The sequence below is a fragment of the Rhizobium sp. GCM10022189 genome, from assembly GCF_042656325.1.
GTDB lineage: Bacteria > Pseudomonadota > Alphaproteobacteria > Rhizobiales > Rhizobiaceae > Rhizobium.
Map to the genome: position 1 here is coordinate 74,313 of NZ_JBHSOR010000002.1, position 18,561 is coordinate 92,873.

Here is an 18,561-nt window from a genome sequence, read left to right on the forward strand (position 1 = left end):
GTCAAGGCGCTGCTTGGCGCAGCGCCTCGAACTCAAAATACAGATTTGGAAACCGGACGGACGCCCGATGACCGATCAGGCGGCGCCTTTGACCGTGACGCCGTTTTCCTGGAGATGCTGCTGGAGCTCACCGGCCTGGAACATTTCCCGGACGATGTCGCAGCCGCCGATGAACTCGCCCTTGACGTAGAGCTGGGGGATCGTCGGCCAGTTGGAGTAATCCTTGATGCCCTGGCGGATTTCCGAATCGGCGAGCACGTTGATGCCCTTATAGTCGACGCCGAGATAGTCGAGGATCTGCACGACCTGGCCGGAGAAACCGCACTGCGGAAACTGCGGCGTGCCCTTCATGAAGAGGACGACGTCGTTGCTCTTGACTTCGTTGTCGATGAATTCGTTGATACCGCTCATGGGACCTAATCCTTTCAACAGGCAGGTTAAAGGCCCGCCGTTTCAATCATTTTCCTTAGATAGCATGTGGGGGCGGGAATTCCACCCGCCCAAACCAAAAAAAGACCAATCCGCGACACTCTGCGGCTGGTATTGTTGCCCATGTGTTACTGCTCCCTGGCGAGGTAAGCCTGGATCTGTTCAATCTCGCTGTCGGTGAAGTGGCTGAAGTCCCACTGCGAGACTTCGGTCATGACGCCGAGGTCGCGTCCGCCCATGCCCTTGCCGGTGCGCAGCAGGGCCTTGAACTGTTCGGGCGGATAGGATTGCGCGAGGGGCTTCAGGGCAGGGGCCTTGAAGGCCGGCGACTGTTTCTCGGTATCGAGATTGTGGCAGTGGCTGCAATCCGTCTTCCACATATATTCGCCGATATCGGCCGGGCGCGCCGCCGCCGGCTTGAAACCCGGCGCCACGTCGTCGGCCTCGAAGGGGATCTGGCCGAGCGCCAGCGCGATTCGCCCGACAGGCCCCCAGCTCGTGCCGCCGTCGACGGCATCGGGAAGCGGCTTCTGGCTGCGCAGCCAGGCGATGATATCGGCCATGTCCTCGTCCGAAATATTGGAGAGGTTGCTGGCCGGCATGATGACGGCGCCGGTGCCGTCCCGCTTGATGCCGTGGCGGATGAGGCGCACCAGTTCGGCATCGGTATATTCGGGAACCAGCCGCGTCAGGTTCGGTGCGACGAGGCGGCCGAGCGCGGGGTCGTCCAGCAGGACATTGCCGGCATCGCGGTGACAGCCGCCGCACATGAAGGTGCGGGCGCGCCGTTCCGATTCCTCCGGCGACAGCGTCGTCTTGACGGTGAAATCGGCGGCCGCCAGATCGTAGCTCCTTGCGAGCCGCATTTCGGACAGGCTGTAGACGGCGCCAACCGCCACAAGACAGAGAACGACGAGTGCGGCGAGAACGATTTTCAGGATGCGAAACATTTGAAGACCTCCCAGGAAGATATGGTTCAGGCGGCGGCCGGACGCTGCCTTGCGGCAACAGCCCGTTCAAAATCGCCATAGGCAAGGTTCCAGCCGCGGCGTTCCCTCAGCGTCGCAAGCCAGCGCAGGACATTGGGAAAGGCGGAGAGATCGACATCCGCAAAAGCGCCGAGCGTGACGTTGGCGGCGCCGACATAGTCTGCAAGCGTGATTTCGCTGCCGCAGACGAACTCGCCGTCGCCGATCATGCGGTCGTTGAGAACCTGCAGATATTTGCGGCTGCCCTGCGCGCCGATCGCGCGCATCGCGGCAAGCGTCTTTGCCTCCAGCGCCAGCAGGGGCGGCAATATATGGGTGTAGGAAAGCAGGACGCAGTGGAAGACGTGGAAATTCGTCTGGAACCAGCTGATGGCCTCGTCGACACGGGTGCGGGCCTGCAGTTCCGCCGGATAGACGGGCATTTCATATTTCAGGGCGACGTAGCGGATGATCGCCGAACTCTGCGCCACAGTGAAATCGCCATCGACCAGCACGGGAACCTGAGCATTGGCATTGATGCCGCTAAATTCGGCCGTGTATTGCTCTCCGTCGGCGATCGAGATGATCTGTTCTTCGAACTCGACATTCTGGTCAAACAGGAAAAAAGAGGCGATGCGCGAAGATGTCGAGGTCGGATCGTATATAAGCTTCATGATATTTACTACCCGGGAATAGAAACGGCGGCGGCGATCTGCTAAGGCAATTCTTGGGCGGGCTCAAACACCGATATTGAAAGTTGGTTCTGCATTTTTGCATAATGGATGCATGGTGGAGTGGGGCGATCTCAGATTTCTGCTGCATGTGGTGCGCGAGGGCTCAACGCTCGCGGCCTCGCGCGTGCTCAATACCAGCCAGAGCACGGTCATGCGCCGCATTGCCGTGCTCGAAGGCCAGCTTGGGCTGAGCCTGTTCGAAAAGCGCCGCAGCGGCTATGTGCCGACCGATACGCTGCTCGGCCTGCTCGGCAAGCTGGAGGCGGTGGAGGCTGCCCATTCGGCCTTCGAAAGCGAGGCCCGCGTCATCTGCCGGGGTTTGAGCGGCACGGTGCGGCTGACGACGCCGGAACTGATCTCAAGCCATTTCCTGAAATTTCCGCTGCAGCAGTTCCGCCAGCTCAATCCCGATATCCGGATCGAGCTTGTGGCGAGCGACGATTATCTCGATCTGTCCTGGGAGGCCGATATTGCGCTGCGGGCCGGCGACCCGCCGACGGACGGCGCGCTCTTCGGGCGGCGCATCATCAACGACACCTGGAGCGTCTATTGCAGCCGCGCCTATGCGGAAGCGAACGGCTACCCCACCACGACGGCCGATTTCAGCAAGCACGGCTTCATCTGCATCGTCGAGCGGGCGCGGCCGGACAGGCTGACGGAGTGGATGAACACGCATTTTCCGCCTGATAACATCGTCCTGCGCCACAGCAGCCTCATGTCCGCCTTCTTCAGCGTCAAGGCCGGTGACGGCATCGGCATCTGTCCGGACATGATCGGCATGAACGAGCCGGATTTCATCCGCTGCATGCCGGTCGACGTGCAGACCGGCAAGGAAGTCTGGCTGCTCGCGCATGAGCGCAACCGCCAGACGCCGCGCATCCGCATCGTTCTCGATTTCCTGACCGAGCACCTGATGAAAAAGGTGCAGACGATGCGGCTGGTGATGGGGGAGAAGGTCTGAAGCGTCTGCCGGCCTATGCGCGCCGCTGCTTGCTGCGGCCGGCGGCGGTACGGCGCCTGCTCACCTGTTTGCGGGCCGGTTTGCGGCTCACCGACGCTGCCTTGCGGGTGGTGCGGCCCGTTGTGGCCGATGCGGCCTTGCGGCGCTTGCGCTTGGTCGTGGTGCGGCCCGCCGTCTTCTTCAGAATTTCCTTCAGCACGCTGTCGATGACGCCTGATACAAGTTCGTTCACGAGATTGGCCACAAAATCCCCCTCAATCCTATCGAAACGCCGCTTTTCCTATTGAATTCCCGAGGAGTTCGCTTAGCAAGGCGGCTCGAGGTTTTTATCCGTTTTTTCGCCGTATTTTCAAGCGAACCGGTCACTCGATCAACGGCGCATTCAACCCGCCTGAAAGAAGAAAAAGACTATGAAACTCGTCGAGAAGCGGGTGGTGCTGCATTTTCCCGGATTCGAACCACTGGATGGCGCAGCGCATCGGGCGCGCTACGAGCGCAGTGCAAGGCAAAGCGCCTCCGTCTGGGGCTACAATGTCGCGACCGGTGCCGCCGACGACCGGCACCATGTTTCCTTCGATGTCGGCACCGGTGCCGACGGCTGGCAAACGCAGACGCGCGTGCATGTCTTCGATCACAATGAGCTGGTGCAGCGATTGCGCGCCGGCAATACGGCCGGGCGGATCGCGTCGGGTTTTGCCAGCTTCTGGCAGGTCGTGCGCGAGGGCGGCATGGCCGGCTATTTCCGCCATGCCTGGCGCTTCGGCCTGTTCTTCATCTTTCCCTTCCTGCTGACGGCGTTCGCGATCCTCGTCGCGCTGCAGATCCTGACGCTGCATTACTGGCTCGGCCTTCCGGGCTGGCACTTCGGCTGGAGCGCGCCGCTGGCGGCCGTTTTCTTCATCTTCGGCTTTCTGCCCTTTTCCGAGCGTTTCCACACGCTGCACCTCTTCGCCGACTGGGAAATGGCCGTGGCGCTGGCGCGCATGGACAGGCCCGAATTCAACGACTGGCTGGAGCAATGCGCAAGCGCGATGCGCGCAGCGCTCGACGAGGAGGCGGACGAATATGTCATCTCCTCGCACAGCATGGGCTCCAGCGTCGCCGCCCATGTCGTCGGCATCCTGCTGGAGCGGGAGCCGGACGTCTTCAAGGGCAAGCGCGTGGTGTTTGCGACACTCGGCTGCGCCATCCTGCAATGCGCGCTGATGTCGTCGGCAACGCTGCTGCGCTCGCGCGTCGGTCTGATTGCCCGTTGCCCGGATATTTTCTGGCTGGACGTGCAGTGCCTGACGGACTCGATCAATTTCTACAAGGTGCCGGTCGTCAGCGTTTCCGGCCACCCGGACGCGCCGCAGGCCAGCATGATCCATATCCGCGTGCGGCAGATGCTGACGCCGGAGCATTACAGGAAGATCCGCGGGGATCAGTTGCGCGTGCACCGGCAATATGTGCTGGGGCCGGACACGAAATCCGCCTTCGATTTCACGCTGCTGACCGCCGGGCCGATGCCGGCCTCCGTCTTTGCCTATCCCGAGCAGAGCAAGCTTCCGGCCTGAACCTGCACACCAGCAGAGAGCGTCGATCGCCTTCGCGCGGGTCCGTCCGATCGTCAAAAGGCCCGGCGGGAAAATTCTTCCAGCCGGGCCGTTCGTTTCCGTTCTTCAGTAGAACCCGGATTTCAATCCGGCGCCGAGGTCTGCAGGGCAAGCGCGTGCAGGATGCCGCCCATGTTGCCTTTCAGCGCCTCGTAAACCATCTGATGCTGCTGCACGCGGCTCTTGCCGCGAAAGGCTTCCGCGACGACTTCGGCGGCGTAGTGGTCGCCGTCGCCCGCCAGATCGCGGATCGTTACCTTGGCACCGGGAATCCCGGCCTTGATCATGTCTTCGATATCGCCGGGTGTCATCGCCATGATCGTTACTCCCTATACATTATTCCGCAGCGACAAGCTCGCCGCTGTTATCCATGAAATCAGGGAACCACGATTCATGGGCATCACGCAATTGCTGAATCGGCAGGGCGATCAGATCGTCGACGACGAGCGCATCCCCCTGGACGGTGCCGAGACGGCGGAAGGGCACGCCGGCGCCTTCGGCATTGGCGCAGACGAAATCGGCGACATCCTTCGGGACCGTGAGAACGTAGCGCGCCTGATCCTCGCCGAAGAGCAGGGCATGCGCGGCACCCTTGCCTTCGCTGAGGCTGATGCGCAAGCCCTTGCCCGAGGCCATCGCCATTTCGGCGAGCGCGATCGCAAGACCGCCCGAGGAAATGTCGTGGCAGGCAGTCGCCTGGCCGTTGCGGATGACGGAGCGGACGAAATCGCCGTTGCGGCGCTCGGCAAAGAGATCGACTTCCGGCGCCGGGCCTTCCGCGCTGCCGACAATATCGCGCAGGTAGACGGACTGGCCGAGATGGCTGCCGTCGGTGCCGATGAGCAGGACCCTGTCGCCTTCGGCCGCACTGCCGATGCGGGCCATCTTGCGCCAGTCGGGCATCAGGCCGACGCCGGCAATGGTGGGCGTCGGCAGGATGGCGACGCCGTTGGTCTCGTTATAGAGCGAGACGTTGCCGGAGACGATCGGGAAGTCGAGCGCGCGGCAGGCTTCGCCGATGCCCTTCACGGCGCCGACGAACTGGCCCATGATTTCGGGCTTTTCCGGATTGCCGAAATTGAGGTTGTCAGTCGCGGCCAGCGGCTCGGCGCCCGTTGCCGTGATGTTGCGCCAGCATTCGGCGACGGCCTGCTTGCCGCCTTCGAAAGGATCGGCCTCGACGTAGCGCGGGGTGACGTCGGAGGAAAAGGCGAGGGCCTTCAACGGGTGGCCCTCGACGCGCACGACACCGGCGTCACCGCCCGGAAGCTGCAGGGAATTGCCCTGGATCAGCGTGTCGTACTGTTCGTAGACCCAACGGCGGCTGGACTGGTTGGCGGAGCCGACGAGCTTGAGCAGCGCTTCGTTGTAATCCGTGGGAGCGGCAACGAGATTAGCCGGCAGGGGCGCGCGCTTGTCGGATTCGCGCCAGGGGCGGTCATATTCCGGCGCCTGGTCGCCGAGATCCTTGATCGGCAGGTTGGCGACTTCCTCGCCCTGATGCATGACGCGGAAGCGCAGGTCGTCGGTGGTCTTGCCGACGATGGCGAAATCGAGGCCCCACTTGACGAAGATCGCCTTGGCTACCTCTTCCTTTTCCGGCTGCAGGACCATGAGCATGCGCTCCTGGCTTTCCGACAGCATCATCTCGTAGGCCGTCATGCGCTCTTCGCGCACCGGCACCTTGTCGAGTTCCAGCAGGATGCCGAGGTCGCCCTTGGCGCCCATTTCGACAGCCGAGCAGGTGAGGCCGGCGGCGCCCATGTCCTGAATGGCGATGACGGCACCCGTCTGCATCAGCTCAAGGCAGGCTTCGAGCAGGCACTTTTCGGTGAAGGGGTCGCCGACCTGAACGGTCGGGCGCTTCTCCTCGATCGATTCGTCGAATTCGGCCGATGCCATGGTGGCGCCGCCGACGCCGTCGCGGCCGGTCTTGGCGCCGAGATAGACGACGGGCAGGCCGACGCCCTTGGCTTCCGACAGGAAGATGGCGTTCGACTTGGCAAGACCTGCCGCAAAGGCGTTGACGAGGATGTTGCCGTTATAGCGGGCGTCGAATTCCACTTCGCCGCCGACCGTCGGCACGCCGAAGGAATTGCCGTAGCCGCCGACACCGGCAACCACACCGGCGACGAGGTGGCGGGTCTTGGGATGGTCGGGCTCGCCGAAGCGCAGCGCGTTCATGGCAGCGATCGGGCGCGCGCCCATGGTGAAGACGTCACGCAGGATGCCGCCGACGCCGGTCGCGGCCCCCTGATAGGGCTCGATATAGGAGGGGTGGTTGTGGCTCTCCATCTTGAAGACGACGCAATCGCCGTCATCGATATCGACCACGCCGGCATTTTCGCCCGGTCCCTGGATGACCCGCGGCCCCTTGGTCGGCAGCGTGCGCAGCCACTTCTTGGAAGACTTGTAGGAGCAGTGCTCGTTCCACATGGCCGAGAAGATGCCGAGCTCGGTGAAAGTCGGTTCGCGGCCGATCAGATCGAGAATGCGCTGGTATTCATCCGGCTTGAGACCGTGCGAGGCGATGAGTTCCGGCGTGATCTTGATGGTGTTTGGAATGGTCATGAGCTCTTGAAAGTCCCTGCCTAGAGCAATCCAGCGAAAGTGCGCAGCGGTTTTGCGTCCGGAATGCGTGAAAACAAAGAGATAGAGCATGCCTGCGATTCAAGCGAATAACGGGCATGCTCTAGCGCGTTTGTCGTGTCTTTAGCTTATGTAGGAACCGCGCGCGACAGGAAAATGCCTGCCGTCAACAGAGGGCCGGCACATAAGCTTCACAATGCCGTCTCCGGCGGTCGCCACGGTCAGAATTTGTAGCCGACCATCAGCCCGGCGCGGGTCATGCCGTCATTCGGGCCGTCGCAGAGATTGGCGTTCGAGGAATGGGCGAGCTGCGCCATGACATTCCAGTTGCTGTCGAAGCGATAGCCGGCGCCGAGATATTCGTGGAACAGCACGCGACAGCCGAGATCCGGACCGTCGTCATTGCCGCGAAGATCGCCGGTGTGGACGACACCGCCGAAACCGGCTTCGGCGAAGATCCTGTCGCTGAGATCGACGGTCCAGGTGAAACCGGCGAAAAACTGCGTCGCTTCGCCAGCCGTGCCGATCGAGGTGCCGACATGGACGCGCGGGTGCATGAGCTGCTGTTTCCAGCCCGTCGCCTGCTCGAAGCCGAAGGGGTCGAAAAGGGCCGTTATTTCGGGAAAGACGCCGTCTTCACCCGAATGGCCGCCCTGGATGGAGGCGGATGCGCCGAAGCGCAATTCGTCGAAGACCTTGTCTGCGGCCGCCGCCGCCGATGACATTCCCAAGCTGCTGGCAATTGCTGCGACCGACGCGATACCGGACAGGCGCAGCAGGAACGAAGGAAGATCGAATTTCATCTGCTGTCCTTTGATTCCCGCCTGAACAGCGGGACAGGACAGAGGTAACATGCAGGCATCAGCGGTAAAGCGCCGCTCTTCCGATCAGGGGCTTTTCCACATTCCTGACACCGAATTGCAACAGTTCAGATCTCCCCATCATAGGCCGAGCCGCCGTTTTCCAGCAGTCTTTTCAAGATCATAAGCCCCGACAGCATCTCGCTTCTATCCTTCGGCGAGGAGATTCCGATGCGCACCCGGTGGTAGGCCTTCTCGCCGCGGGCGGCCTTGAACTCGTCCTCGTCGTCCACCAGCACGCCGTCCCGGTAGGCGGCATTCTTGAAGGTGCCGGACATCCAGGGCTCCGGCAGCTTGAGCCAGAGGAAGGGCGCGTGCGGGTGGGATTCGAATTCGAAGCCCTGCAGATGCTCGCGGGCGAGGCCGACGCGGGCAGACAGTTCCACGACGCATGTATTGCGGATCTCGTGCGCCTTGCCGCTGGCGACCAGCCGCGCGCAGGTTTCGGCGAGGATGAAGGGCAGGCCGCCCGTCACCATCTTGTGCGTGACCTTGATGCGCTGGGCGAAATGCGGCGGGCAGGCCACCCAGCCGCCGCGCACGCCCGCGGCAACCGATTTCGACAGGCCGTTGACCAGGAAAGTGCGGTCGGGCGCGATCGAGGCCAGCAGCGGCGTATCGTCATTGGCCATGCCGCCGTAAAGGTCGTCCTCGATGATCCACACACCGTGGCGCCTGGCAATCTCGGCAATGGCGACGCGCCGGGCATAGGGCATGATGGCGAGCGTCGGATTGTGGACCGTCGGCATCAGGAAGATGAGCTTCGGATGCTGCTGCTGGCAGAGCCGCTCGAAATCCTCGGGGATGACGCCGTTCTCGTCCGACTCCACCGTCAGCGTACGCCGGCCGAGCAGGCGCACGCTGCGGCTGACCTGCGTATAGGTGAGGTTTTCGAAGACGATCTTGTCACCGGGCGCAGACACGGCGGCGATGACGGCAATGGCCGCGGCATGGGCGCCGAGCGTGGGGACGACGTTTTCGACCTCCGGCGACCAGTCGTTGCGCGCCAGCCAGAGACGGCCGGCCTCGAACCAGTTCATGGGAAAGCTGCGCGAATAGGAGGAGATTTCCGCCAGGTGCTGCTCGCCGATCTCGGCCATGATGCCGGCAATGACCTTGCCCTGACCGAGATCGGGGGCGGCGGTCGTGTCGAAGCGAAGCTTGTTTGCCGGGGCCTCCGCAATGCGCGTGCCGCTCAGAGAAAGGGTAAGCGGATCGGCCTGTTCGCTCGGGGGCGTATTGGCGCGGTCGAGCACATAGGTGCCGCGGCCGACTTCGCCGGCAACGAGACCGCGTTCATGCACCAGCGCATAGGCGCGGCCGATTGTTCCGATTGTCACCCCGATGTCATAGGCGAGGTTTCTCTGCGGCGGCAATTTCGTGCCCGCCGGCAAGGCGCCGGAAGCAATGGCGGATTCGATATTGTCCGCAAGCCGCATATAGACCGGGCCGGAGCCCTGCGAGAGATCGGGGAGCCAATTTGTCATGGTGACAATGATTAGATTGTCACCCTTACCCTGTCAAGACTATGTGACAATCCCATGAGCGGAAACAACAGGAGCCAAGGATGTCCGTTGTACCTCAAGTAAAGTGCGATATTGTATCGATTGTCTCTATCGATAGCCCGCATGCGATTGTTCTCCCCAGGCAGGCGCCGGCCAAGACATGGCTCGGCCGGCTGTGGGCCGCCTTTTGCCTGTGGCAGCAGAAGCGGGAGGGGCGCCGCGCGCTGCGCGGGCTGACGGCGGACCAGCTCAAGGATATCGGCCTGTCGCGGTCCGATGCCGCACGCGAAGTCAGCAAGTCGTTTTTCTGGGATTGAGCCTGGAGCAATTCCCGCAAAAGCGGTTCCCACTTTTGCTGGAATTGCTTTAGCTGCAGGCGCGGTTGCCGCCGGACCAGCGGGTCACATCGGCGGCGATGCGGCCGGCGACGGGCTCGGACATCATCGGGCCGAAGGCCTGCATTCTCGCCGGATTGCCTTCCGCCTGCACGACGAGCAGCGGCCGGCTTTCCGGGCTGCCCTTGTGCACCACGAGAATGCGCGGACGACCGGAGAAGGAATTGAGTTCCGGTGCCAGCTTGTAAGCGGCAAAAGCCGCGTCGCCCGACTTGAACCAGCAGCTGTTGGCGCCAAGCGCCACACGCTCCATCGTCGACAGCGCGCTGCGGTCCGGCCCCTTTGCGGGTGTCGAGGACTGGCAGGCGGCGACGAGTGCGGCAAGGCCGGCAAAGGCAGCGGCGTGAGCAATGGCTGCGAAAAGGCGAGGGCGCATCTGTCTTGTTCTCTGGCCGGAAATCAGGCGGCGATGACGTCGAGCGCCGAAGCGAACAGGCCGCGGCCATCCGAACCGCCATGGGCGGCTTCGATGAGATTTTCCGGATGCGGCATCATGCCGAGAACGTTGCCCCTGGCATTCATGACGCCGGCAATGTCGTTGACCGAACCGTTCGGATTGGTGCCTTCCGCATAGCGGAAGACGACCTGGCCATTGCCTTCGATGGCGGACAACGTCTCGGCATCGGCGAAATAATTGCCGTCGTGATGGGCGACCGGGCAGCGGATGATCTGGCCCTTTTCATAGGCGCGGGAGAAATCCGTCTCGGCATTGACGACTTCGAGCTTGATCTCGCGGCAGACGAATTTCAGCGAGGCATTGCGCATCAGGGCGCCGGGCAGCAGGCCGGCTTCGACGAGGATCTGGAAGCCGTTGCAGACGCCCAGAACCTTCACGCCCCTGTTGGCCTTCTCGATGATCGCCTGCATGACCGGCATGCGCGCGGCAATGGCGCCGCAGCGCAGGTAATCGCCGTAGGAGAAGCCGCCGGGAATGACGATCAGGTCGACGTCAGGGATTTCCGTCTCCGTCTGCCAGATCGTCACCGGCCTGTGACCGGAGATCTTGGTGAGAGCGGCGATCATGTCGCGATCGCGGTTGAGGCCCGGAAGTTGAACGACGGCTGATTTCATGGTTGCGGTTCAAACCTTGCTTGTGCTTCTGCCAGTTCTCGAAGTTCGAGACGATTTTCGATACGGTCGAGCCGATCAAGAATTTGGCCAATCGTACCGCGCAGATTGTTTATGTCGCCCTGCATGACATGCATGTGGTTTCGAAAGCTGACCATCTCCTGGCGCATATCGCGCTGCCCTTCCTTTACGGAAGACACATCTGTCTGAATCCTCCTCAGGATTTCAAACAGAAGCTCTTGGTTTACTTCAGCCATCGATTATTCCTCACAACCCCTAGTCGAGAGAAATAGTATAGTTCTCAATCACCGTATTGGCCAGCAGCTTTTCGCACATTGCCTTGAGATCGGCCTCGGCCTTGGCCTTGTCGGTGCCTTCCAGTTCCAGGTCGAAGACCTTGCCCTGGCGGACATGGCCGACGCCGCCGAAGCCGAGCGCGCCGAGCGCGCCTTCGATGGCCTTGCCCTGAGGATCGAGAACGCCGTTTTTCAGCGTGACGGTGACGCGAGCCTTGATCACTTGTTTTTCCCTGCTTTGCTTGACCAGACGGTTTTTACTTGACCAGAACCGGGCCGGTGCCGCGCACGGGCTCGTTCTCATTGATGATGCCGAGACGGCGCGCGACTTCGGAATAGGCCTCCAGCAGACCGCCCATATCGCGGCGGAAGAGGTCCTTGTCCATCTTCTTGTGCGTCTCGATATCCCAGAGGCGGCAGCTGTCGGGCGAGATTTCGTCGGCCAGGATGATGCGCATCATGTCGCCTTCGAACAGGCGGCCGCATTCGATCTTGAAATCGACAAGCTGGATGCCGACGCCGAGGAAGAGGCCGGTCATGAAGTCGTTGACGCGGATGGCGAGCGCCATGATGTCGTCAAGCTCGGCCGGATTGGCCCAGCCGAAGGCGGTGATGTGCTCTTCGGAGACCATCGGGTCTTCGAGCGTGTCGGACTTGTAATAGAATTCGATGATCGAGCGCGGCAGGACCACGCCTTCCTCGATGCCGAGGCGTTTGGCGAGCGAGCCGGCGGCGACGTTGCGCACGACGATCTCGAGCGGGATCATCTCCACTTCCTTGATCAGCTGCTCGCGCATGTTGAGCCGGCGGATGAAGTGGGTGGGAATGCCGATCTTGTTCAGATGGCTGAAGATGTATTCGGAAATACGGTTGTTGAGGACGCCCTTGCCATCGATGACTTCGTGTTTCTTCTTGTTGAAAGCGGTGGCATCGTCCTTGAAGAACTGGATCAGCGTGCCCGGTTCAGGTCCCTCATACAGAATCTTTGCCTTGCCCTCGTAGATACGGCGGCGACGGTTCATTGTGGTTATTCTCTAGCTGTTGGCGCTCTTGGGATGGCGCGCGTGGATCGATCTCGTGGCGTCCCCTTAAAGGAAAAGAGAGAGTTTCACAATCCGCCTGTCACTCCTTCCCCGGTTTCCGGCCTCGGGCGGGAAAACCGCATAGAGAATCGAAATCTTGCCAAGGGGAGACTACCGCCTTTTTCTTTACGGTGGAATGAAGGCAAAATCCCGGACGGGTTATACAGGCCCTTATCTGGAGGCCGTCCTGGAAACGGAGCGGCGCAGAGCCCTCTGCAGCGCGCGAGCCTCGCCCTCCGGACGCCGCCAGCCTTCCTCGCGGGCAAAAGCCGGGATCTGCCGGGCCGGCATCGGCCGGGCAAGCGCGTAACCCTGCAGCATGTCGCAGCCGATCTCCTGCAGGATGCGGACGTGATCGGTCGTCTCGACACCTTCGGCGGTCACGAGGATGTTCAGCGAACGGCCGATCTCGACGATGGAGCGCACGAGCTTGCGCTGCTCGGCCGATTGCGGCAGCCGGCCGATCAGTTCGCGGTCGATCTTCAGCGTTTTCGGGCTCAGCCGCAGCAGGCTGACGATCGAGGCGTGGCCGGTGCCGAAATCATCGACCTCGATATCGATGCCGAGCTGCTTCAGCTTCTTGAGATTGGCCGCGACCGCATCGTCGCAATCGTCGAGCGAGATCGATTCCAGGAGTTCGAAGGACACCGTGCCGGGCTCGATCTTCAGCGAACGCAGCTTCTTGCCGAGCTGCGGATCGGACAGTCTCCGGCCGGAGACATTGACCGAGATGCGGGGGACGGCAAAACCTTCGCCGATCCAGGCCTTGCGGTCGGCGATGGCGCGTTCGAGGATCAGCGCGTCGATGGTCGAAACGACATCGAGATCCTCGGCGATATCGAGGAAACGATCGGGCGCCAGCAGCCCGTGTTCGGGGTGCTGCCAGCGGGCGAGCGTCTCGATGCCGGCAATGTCGAGCGTGCGGGCATCGAACTGCGGCTGGTAGAAGGGCACGAATTCGTTGCGCTCCAGGCCGATCAGGATTTCGTCGGCAAGGCGCTTGGCCGTCAGGATCGAGCGGCGCGCGGCATTGGAGAAAAATTCGTGGCGGTTGCGGCCGGAGCCCTTGGCCCGGTAGAGCGCGATGTCGGCATTGAGCAGGAGCTGTTTTTCGTCGAGCCGCGCACCGGCGTCGATGGCGATGCCGATGCTGGCGCCGAAACGGCAATCGTGCCCCTCATATTTGATGGGCTTGCGCAATTCGCGGATGATGCGCTCGGCGACGGTGGCAATCTTCTTCGAGGCGGTATCGACGATGCAGAGGATGACGAATTCGTCGCCGCCGATGCGCGCCACGAAATCGGTCGCGCGAATGGAATCGCGCAGCACCCGGGCGGCATGTTTGAGCATATGGTCGCCGGCGCGGTGGCCGAGCGTGTCGTTGATCTGCTTGAAGCGGTCGAGATCGATATGGAGGATGGCGAGCGCCGTGCCTTCCTCGCGGCAACGGGCCGAATAGGCCTCGACCATCTTGTCGAGATAGCGGCGGTTCGGCAGGCCGGTCAGATAGTCGTGCAGGGCCAGATGCTCGATGCTTTCCTTGGCGGCTTCGAGTTCCCGGTTGCGCGCTTCGGCCAGGTCCTTGGCGCGCTGCAACTCGTTGCGCAGCGCCACTTCCTCCGTCACGTCCCAATTGGCGCCGATGAGCTTGCGGCAGCCGTTGCCGTCCACGAAGAAGGCGCCGCGGGCGCGGATGATGCGCTCGGCGCCGTCGCCCCTGACGATGCGGAATTCGTGATTGAAGCCGGTCTGGTCGCGGACATGGCGCTCGACGGTGCCGAGCACGCGCTCGCGATCGTCGGGATGGATCGCCTGCGGCCAGGCCGTCACCGCCGTCCGGCGATCGAAGCCCTTCAGGCCGTAGATGGCGATCAGCCTGTCGTCCCATTCCACGGTTTCATGATCGATATCGGCTTCGAAAACGCCGATATCGCTGATCTGCAGGGCAAGGTCGAGGCGGCGGGAAAGCTGCGCCAGCATCTCCCCGGTTTCCTTGCGCGCGGTGATGTCGGTGTCGGTGCCGACGACGCGCTGGGCCGCGCCGCTCTCATCCCATTCGACGGGCGCGCCGCGGCATTCGATCCAGACCCAGCGGCCGTCCCGGTGCCGCTCGCGATACTCGAAGACATGATAGTCGGGGTCGCCGGCATTCTGGCGCTCGATGGCGTTGACGACAAAATCGCGATCGTCGGGGTGGACGAGCTGCAGCCAGGCCTCGTAATCGCCGTCGGCCTGCTCGTCGGGCGCCATGCCGCGAATGCTTTTCCAGGTCTGCGAATAGAATTTCTTGTCGAGCCGGTAATTGTGGTCCCAGACACCGAGACCGGAGCCGACGAGCGCATAGTTCCACCGGCTCTCGCGCTCGGCAATATCGGAATCGTCGGTGTAGCTTGCAAACCCGTCGGCCGCCGGCTCGTCACGACTGGCATCGGCGGCTTTTGGCGGCTGGCTTTGCTTCACGGGCGCTCTCGCTTTTCTGGCGTCGGCGCAGTCTGCGGCCATTCCATTAAGAAATGCTTAGAAAGCCATCTCTTAATTCTCTGGAAATACCGGATTTTTCGGCTTCGTCAGCCGGGCAGGCGGCTCAGGAACTGGGCAAAGACCATCGTGCCTTCCGGCCAGGGGCCGTGGCCGGATTCGGCATTGATGTGACCGGATTCGCCGGCATCCACCAGGAAGGAACCCCAGCTGCTGGCGATATCGTCGGCATGTTCGTAGGTGCCGAAAGGATCGTTGCGGCTGGCGACGGTGATCGACGGGAAAGGCAGCGGATCGCGCGGGTAGGGGCCGAAGGTCATCAGGTGCTTCGGGCGGATATCCGGATTGGCGACATCGGGCGGCGCCACGAAGAAGGCACCGGCGACGCGCTTGCGAAACAGCGGGATCGCGTGGATCACCGAGGGCACGCCAAGCGAGTGGGCGACGAGCACGACGGGGCGCGTGCAGCCGTTCACCTCTTCGGCGATGCGGGCCACCCAGTCCTCGAGCACGGGCTTGGACCACTCCGCCTGCTCGACGCGGCGCGCGGTGGAAAGTTTCGCTTCCCAGCGGCTCTGCCAATGGTCGGGGCCGGAATTGGTATAGCCGGGAACGATGAGAATATCTGCGTCTGAAGCTTTCATAGTGCGCCGATGTGAGAAAGCTTAACCGCGATGTCAAGGGAAAGAGCGACTTAGCTCAAGAAATTTGCTATTGTCACTTTGTGCCGGTTGCGTTCTCGTGTCGGCCTATCGTGCCGACATACTCGCCTCCGGCTTCATCTTGGCTGAGGAGGAGAAAGCCATGGCGACATTTCATGTCATGACAGGTGCCGGCGAAAGTTTCGCACGGCCTGCGATCAATCGCATCAGCATAGCCGACGTCTTCGATGCGCTGAGGCTGGGTTTCGAGGATTTCCGCGAGAAGCCTTCGCATTACGTTTTCCTGTGTCTCATGTATCCGATCGCCGGCATCTTCCTGACGATGCTGACCTCGGGCGCCAATCTCGCACCGATGGTCTTTCCGCTGATGTCGGGCTTCGTGCTGATCGGCCCGCTCGCCGCGGTCGGTCTCTATGAAATCAGCCGCCGGCGCGAGGCCGGGCTCGACACGTCCTGGCAACATGCGCTCGAGGTGCGCCGTTCACCGGCCCTGCCGTCGATCATCGCCGTCGGCCTGCTGCTGTTCGGCATCTTCACCGTCTGGCTGGTCACCGCACAGACCATTTACGCAAATCTCCTCGGCGAGGTTTTCCCGCGCTCCACCTCGCTCTTCCTGCAGCAGGTGTTCGGCACGCCGGAAGGCATGCAGCTCATCCTGTGGGGCAACCTGGTCGGTCTCGGCTTTGCGCTCGTCGTTCTGGCGATCACGGTCGTGACCTTCCCGATGCTGCTCGACAGGGATTGCGGGGCGGTGGCCGCAATGGTCGCCTCGGTCCGGGCAACCGCCGCCAATCCGGTGCCGGTGCTGTTCTGGGGCCTGATCGTCGCGGCATTGCTCGTCATCGGCACGATCCCGGTCTTTGTCGGCCTGGCGCTCGTCATTCCCATCCTCGGCCATGCGACATGGCATCTCTACCGCAAGCTGATTGCCCGCGAAGCCATGTAGCGGCAGCGGCACGTTGCCGGGGTATCGCAAACTCTCCCGATACCCCGGAATTTCCACAGCGCCCGGAACCTCGCAACCGTGCCTGGAGTTTGTCTTGCGCCGGCTTCGAAGGAGGATTTCCAGGTGACCGTACGCCATGTGTTCGCCCGCTTCGCCACCAGGATATCGGAGTGGGCGGGCAAGCCCGTAAGCTTCATTCTGGCGCTCATCGCCGTCATCATCTGGGCCGCCCTTGGCCCCGTCTTCGACTATTCCGAAACCTGGCAGCTGGTGATCAATACCGGCACGACGATCATCACCTTCCTGATGGTCTTCGTGCTGCAGAACGCGCAGACGCGCGACACCCGCGCCATCCAGGCCAAGCTCGACGAAATCATCCTGACGAGCCATGCCGAGAACCGCTTCATCGGCATCGAAAACCTCGACGAGGAGGACCTCAAGCATCTCGACCGGCTGGTGGCCAAGGCGGCCAAGGGCAGGGGCGAGACCGAGGCCCGCCGGACGACCGAGAAGCAGGCCGATCTATCCGCCGCCAAGCCGGAGAAAAGGAAGCGCGCGGCGCCGGCGACAGCATCGCGCAAGCGCAAATGAAAACGGCGCCCCGCAGGCGCCGTTTCATGCCATGACCCCGGCCGGTCAGGCCTGGCCGAAGACGCGGCGGAAGATCGTATCGACGTGTTTCGTGTGGTAGCCGAGATCGAATTTCTCGCGGATATCGGCTTCCGAAAGCGCTGCGCGCACTTCGGCGTCGGCCAGCAGTTCTTCAAGGAAGTCCTTGCCCTGTTCCCAGACCTTCATGGCGTTGCGCTGCACGAGGCGATAGGCGTCCTCGCGGGAGACGCCGGCCTGCGTCAGCGCCAGCAGGACGCGCTGCGAATGGACGAGGCCGCGGAACTTGTCGAGGTTCTTCATCATGTTCTCGGGATAGACCACGAGCTTCTCGATGACGCCGGCCAGGCGGTTCAGCGCGAAATCGAGCGTGATGGTCGTATCCGGGCCGATGGCGCGCTCGACGCTCGAATGGCTGATGTCGCGCTCGTGCCAGAGGGCCACGTTTTCCATCGCGGGCACGACCGACATGCGCACGAGGCGGGCAAGGCCCGTCAGGTTTTCGGTCAGGACCGGGTTGCGCTTGTGCGGCATGGCCGAGGAGCCCTTCTGGCCCGGCGAGAAGAATTCTTCAGCTTCCAGCACTTCGGTGCGCTGCATGTGGCGGATCTCGATCGCGACGTTTTCGATCGACGAGCCGATGACGCCGAGTGTCGCGAAGAACATCGCGTGGCGGTCCCGCGGGATGACCTGCGTGGAAACGGTCTCCGGCACGAGGCCGAGGGCGGCGCAGACATGCTCCTCGACCTGCGGGTCGATATTGGCGAATGTGCCGACGGCGCCGGAAATGGCGCCGGTGGCGATTTCGGCGCGGGCCGCGACGAGGCGGGCGCGGTTGCGGCTCATCTCGGCGTAGAAGCGGGCGAAGGTCAGGCCCATCGTCGTCGGCTCGGCATGGATGCCGTGGCTGCGGCCGATGCGGATCGTATCCTTGTGCTCGAAGGCGCGCGTCTTCAGTGCCGCCAGAACGCGGTCCATGTCGGCAAGCAGGATATCGGCGGCGCGTACGAGCTGGATGTTCAGCGTCGTGTCGAGCACGTCGGAGGAGGTCATGCCCTGGTGGACAAAGCGGGCGTCGGGGCCGACGATTTCGGCAAGGTGGGTCAGGAAGGCAATGACGTCATGCTTGGTGACTGCTTCGATCTCGTCGATACGGGCAACGTCGAAGGTCGCCTTGCCGCCCTTTTCCCAGATGGTGGCGGCCGCCGATTTCGGGATCACGCCGAGGTTGGCAAGCGCGTCGCAGGCGTGCGCCTCGATCTCGAACCAGATGCGGAACTTGGTTTCGGGAGACCAGATGGCGACCATCTCTGGCCGGGAATAACGAGGGATCATGGGCGAGCGCCTTCATTTCGTGACAGTAGCTGCCGCCCCTGTAGCAAAG

21 protein-coding genes are annotated in these 18,561 nt (G+C 62.5%); 5 read left to right on the top strand and 16 right to left on the bottom strand.

Translation table 11 applies throughout. The features are described 5' to 3' along the window. Positions 1–75: 75 nt before the first annotated feature. The 3 genes from grxD to ACFPWW_RS00560 form a co-directional block, all read right to left on the bottom strand. Entirely contained in the window at positions 76–411 is a 336-nt protein-coding gene (gene grxD / locus ACFPWW_RS00550; RefSeq protein ID WP_112567585.1) for a Grx4 family monothiol glutaredoxin, read from the bottom strand. Between the two features lie 146 nt (positions 412–557). Beyond that, complete coding sequence (locus tag ACFPWW_RS00555; RefSeq protein WP_112705276.1) at positions 558–1,379, bottom strand: c-type cytochrome; 822 nt, start codon at positions 1,377–1,379, stop codon at positions 558–560. 26 nt (positions 1,380–1,405) lie between these two features. Next, positions 1,406–2,071: a glutathione S-transferase family protein gene (locus ACFPWW_RS00560; protein WP_112757649.1), complete on the bottom strand. Its 666-nt coding sequence runs from the start codon at positions 2,069–2,071 to the stop codon at positions 1,406–1,408. 112 nt (positions 2,072–2,183) lie between these two features. Here ACFPWW_RS00560 and ACFPWW_RS00565 point away from each other — a divergent pair, with 112 nt between their 5' ends. Further along, positions 2,184–3,092 (top strand): LysR family transcriptional regulator, encoded by a 909-nt coding sequence (locus ACFPWW_RS00565; protein WP_112757651.1) that lies wholly within the window; start codon positions 2,184–2,186, stop codon positions 3,090–3,092. Positions 3,093–3,105: 13 nt separating this feature from the next. Here the strand turns inward: ACFPWW_RS00565 and ACFPWW_RS00570 are convergent, their stop codons facing one another. Next, complete coding sequence (locus ACFPWW_RS00570; RefSeq protein WP_112757654.1) at positions 3,106–3,336, bottom strand: hypothetical protein; 231 nt, start codon at positions 3,334–3,336, stop codon at positions 3,106–3,108. A gap of 166 nt (positions 3,337–3,502) precedes the next feature. Between ACFPWW_RS00570 and ACFPWW_RS00575 the strand changes: the two genes are divergently transcribed. Further along, a complete protein-coding gene (locus tag ACFPWW_RS00575) occupies positions 3,503–4,648 on the top strand; it encodes a hypothetical protein (RefSeq protein ID WP_112757656.1) in 1,146 nt (381 codons plus the stop codon). Between the two features lie 122 nt (positions 4,649–4,770). Here ACFPWW_RS00575 and ACFPWW_RS00580 read toward each other — a convergent pair whose 3' ends face one another. The 4 genes from ACFPWW_RS00580 to ACFPWW_RS00595 form a co-directional block, all read right to left on the bottom strand. Next, positions 4,771–5,004 carry a BolA/IbaG family iron-sulfur metabolism protein gene (locus tag ACFPWW_RS00580; protein ID WP_112567597.1) on the bottom strand — a complete coding sequence of 78 codons (234 nt, stop codon included), beginning with the start codon at positions 5,002–5,004 and terminating at the stop codon, positions 4,771–4,773. A 19-nt stretch (positions 5,005–5,023) separates the two neighbouring features. Then, positions 5,024–7,258, bottom strand: coding sequence for a phosphoribosylformylglycinamidine synthase subunit PurL (purL, locus tag ACFPWW_RS00585; protein WP_112567599.1), 2,235 nt, complete (start codon positions 7,256–7,258; stop codon positions 5,024–5,026). A 239-nt stretch (positions 7,259–7,497) separates the two neighbouring features. Beyond that, entirely contained in the window at positions 7,498–8,079 is a 582-nt protein-coding gene (locus ACFPWW_RS00590; RefSeq protein WP_112705279.1) for an acyloxyacyl hydrolase, read from the bottom strand. Positions 8,080–8,204: 125 nt separating this feature from the next. Continuing rightward, positions 8,205–9,623 carry a PLP-dependent aminotransferase family protein gene (locus ACFPWW_RS00595; protein WP_112567603.1) on the bottom strand — a complete coding sequence of 473 codons (1,419 nt, stop codon included), beginning with the start codon at positions 9,621–9,623 and terminating at the stop codon, positions 8,205–8,207. 80 nt (positions 9,624–9,703) lie between these two features. Here ACFPWW_RS00595 and ACFPWW_RS00600 point away from each other — a divergent pair, with 80 nt between their 5' ends. After that, positions 9,704–9,958: a DUF1127 domain-containing protein gene (locus ACFPWW_RS00600; protein ID WP_112705281.1), complete on the top strand. Its 255-nt coding sequence runs from the start codon at positions 9,704–9,706 to the stop codon at positions 9,956–9,958. A 49-nt stretch (positions 9,959–10,007) separates the two neighbouring features. Here ACFPWW_RS00600 and ACFPWW_RS00605 read toward each other — a convergent pair whose 3' ends face one another. The 7 genes from ACFPWW_RS00605 to ACFPWW_RS00635 form a co-directional block, all read right to left on the bottom strand. Further along, on the bottom strand, positions 10,008–10,412 hold the full coding sequence (locus ACFPWW_RS00605) for a hypothetical protein (RefSeq protein WP_112567607.1): 405 nt from the start codon (positions 10,410–10,412) through the stop codon (positions 10,008–10,010). Between the two features lie 23 nt (positions 10,413–10,435). Further along, entirely contained in the window at positions 10,436–11,107 is a 672-nt protein-coding gene (gene purQ, locus ACFPWW_RS00610) for a phosphoribosylformylglycinamidine synthase subunit PurQ (protein WP_112567609.1), read from the bottom strand. Next, the gene (locus ACFPWW_RS00615; protein WP_112567611.1) at positions 11,104–11,361 is read right to left on the bottom strand and encodes a hypothetical protein; all 258 of its coding nucleotides are present in this window, start codon (positions 11,359–11,361) and stop codon (positions 11,104–11,106) included. Before ACFPWW_RS00615 ends, purQ begins: the two co-directional genes overlap by 4 nt. Before the next feature lie 19 nt (positions 11,362–11,380). Further along, on the bottom strand, positions 11,381–11,623 hold the full coding sequence (gene purS, locus ACFPWW_RS00620; RefSeq protein WP_112567613.1) for a phosphoribosylformylglycinamidine synthase subunit PurS: 243 nt from the start codon (positions 11,621–11,623) through the stop codon (positions 11,381–11,383). Between the two features lie 34 nt (positions 11,624–11,657). Next, positions 11,658–12,422: a phosphoribosylaminoimidazolesuccinocarboxamide synthase gene (purC, locus tag ACFPWW_RS00625; protein ID WP_112567615.1), complete on the bottom strand. Its 765-nt coding sequence runs from the start codon at positions 12,420–12,422 to the stop codon at positions 11,658–11,660. Between the two features lie 231 nt (positions 12,423–12,653). Next, positions 12,654–14,984 (bottom strand): putative bifunctional diguanylate cyclase/phosphodiesterase, encoded by a 2,331-nt coding sequence (locus tag ACFPWW_RS00630; protein ID WP_377309877.1) that lies wholly within the window; start codon positions 14,982–14,984, stop codon positions 12,654–12,656. Positions 14,985–15,049: 65 nt separating this feature from the next. After that, positions 15,050–15,604 (bottom strand): RBBP9/YdeN family alpha/beta hydrolase, encoded by a 555-nt coding sequence (locus ACFPWW_RS00635; protein WP_377309879.1) that lies wholly within the window; start codon positions 15,602–15,604, stop codon positions 15,050–15,052. A gap of 160 nt (positions 15,605–15,764) precedes the next feature. On the opposite strand from ACFPWW_RS00635, the gene ACFPWW_RS00640 reads away from it, so the two are divergent. Both ACFPWW_RS00640 and ACFPWW_RS00645 read left to right on the top strand, forming a co-directional pair. Next, a complete protein-coding gene (locus ACFPWW_RS00640) occupies positions 15,765–16,568 on the top strand; it encodes a DUF2189 domain-containing protein (RefSeq protein WP_112567621.1) in 804 nt (267 codons plus the stop codon). A 123-nt stretch (positions 16,569–16,691) separates the two neighbouring features. Continuing rightward, positions 16,692–17,159 (top strand): low affinity iron permease family protein, encoded by a 468-nt coding sequence (locus ACFPWW_RS00645; RefSeq protein WP_377309881.1) that lies wholly within the window; start codon positions 16,692–16,694, stop codon positions 17,157–17,159. A gap of 45 nt (positions 17,160–17,204) precedes the next feature. Here ACFPWW_RS00645 and purB read toward each other — a convergent pair whose 3' ends face one another. Beyond that, on the bottom strand, positions 17,205–18,512 hold the full coding sequence (gene purB / locus ACFPWW_RS00650) for an adenylosuccinate lyase (protein WP_112705285.1): 1,308 nt from the start codon (positions 18,510–18,512) through the stop codon (positions 17,205–17,207). Positions 18,513–18,561 lie beyond the last annotated feature (49 nt).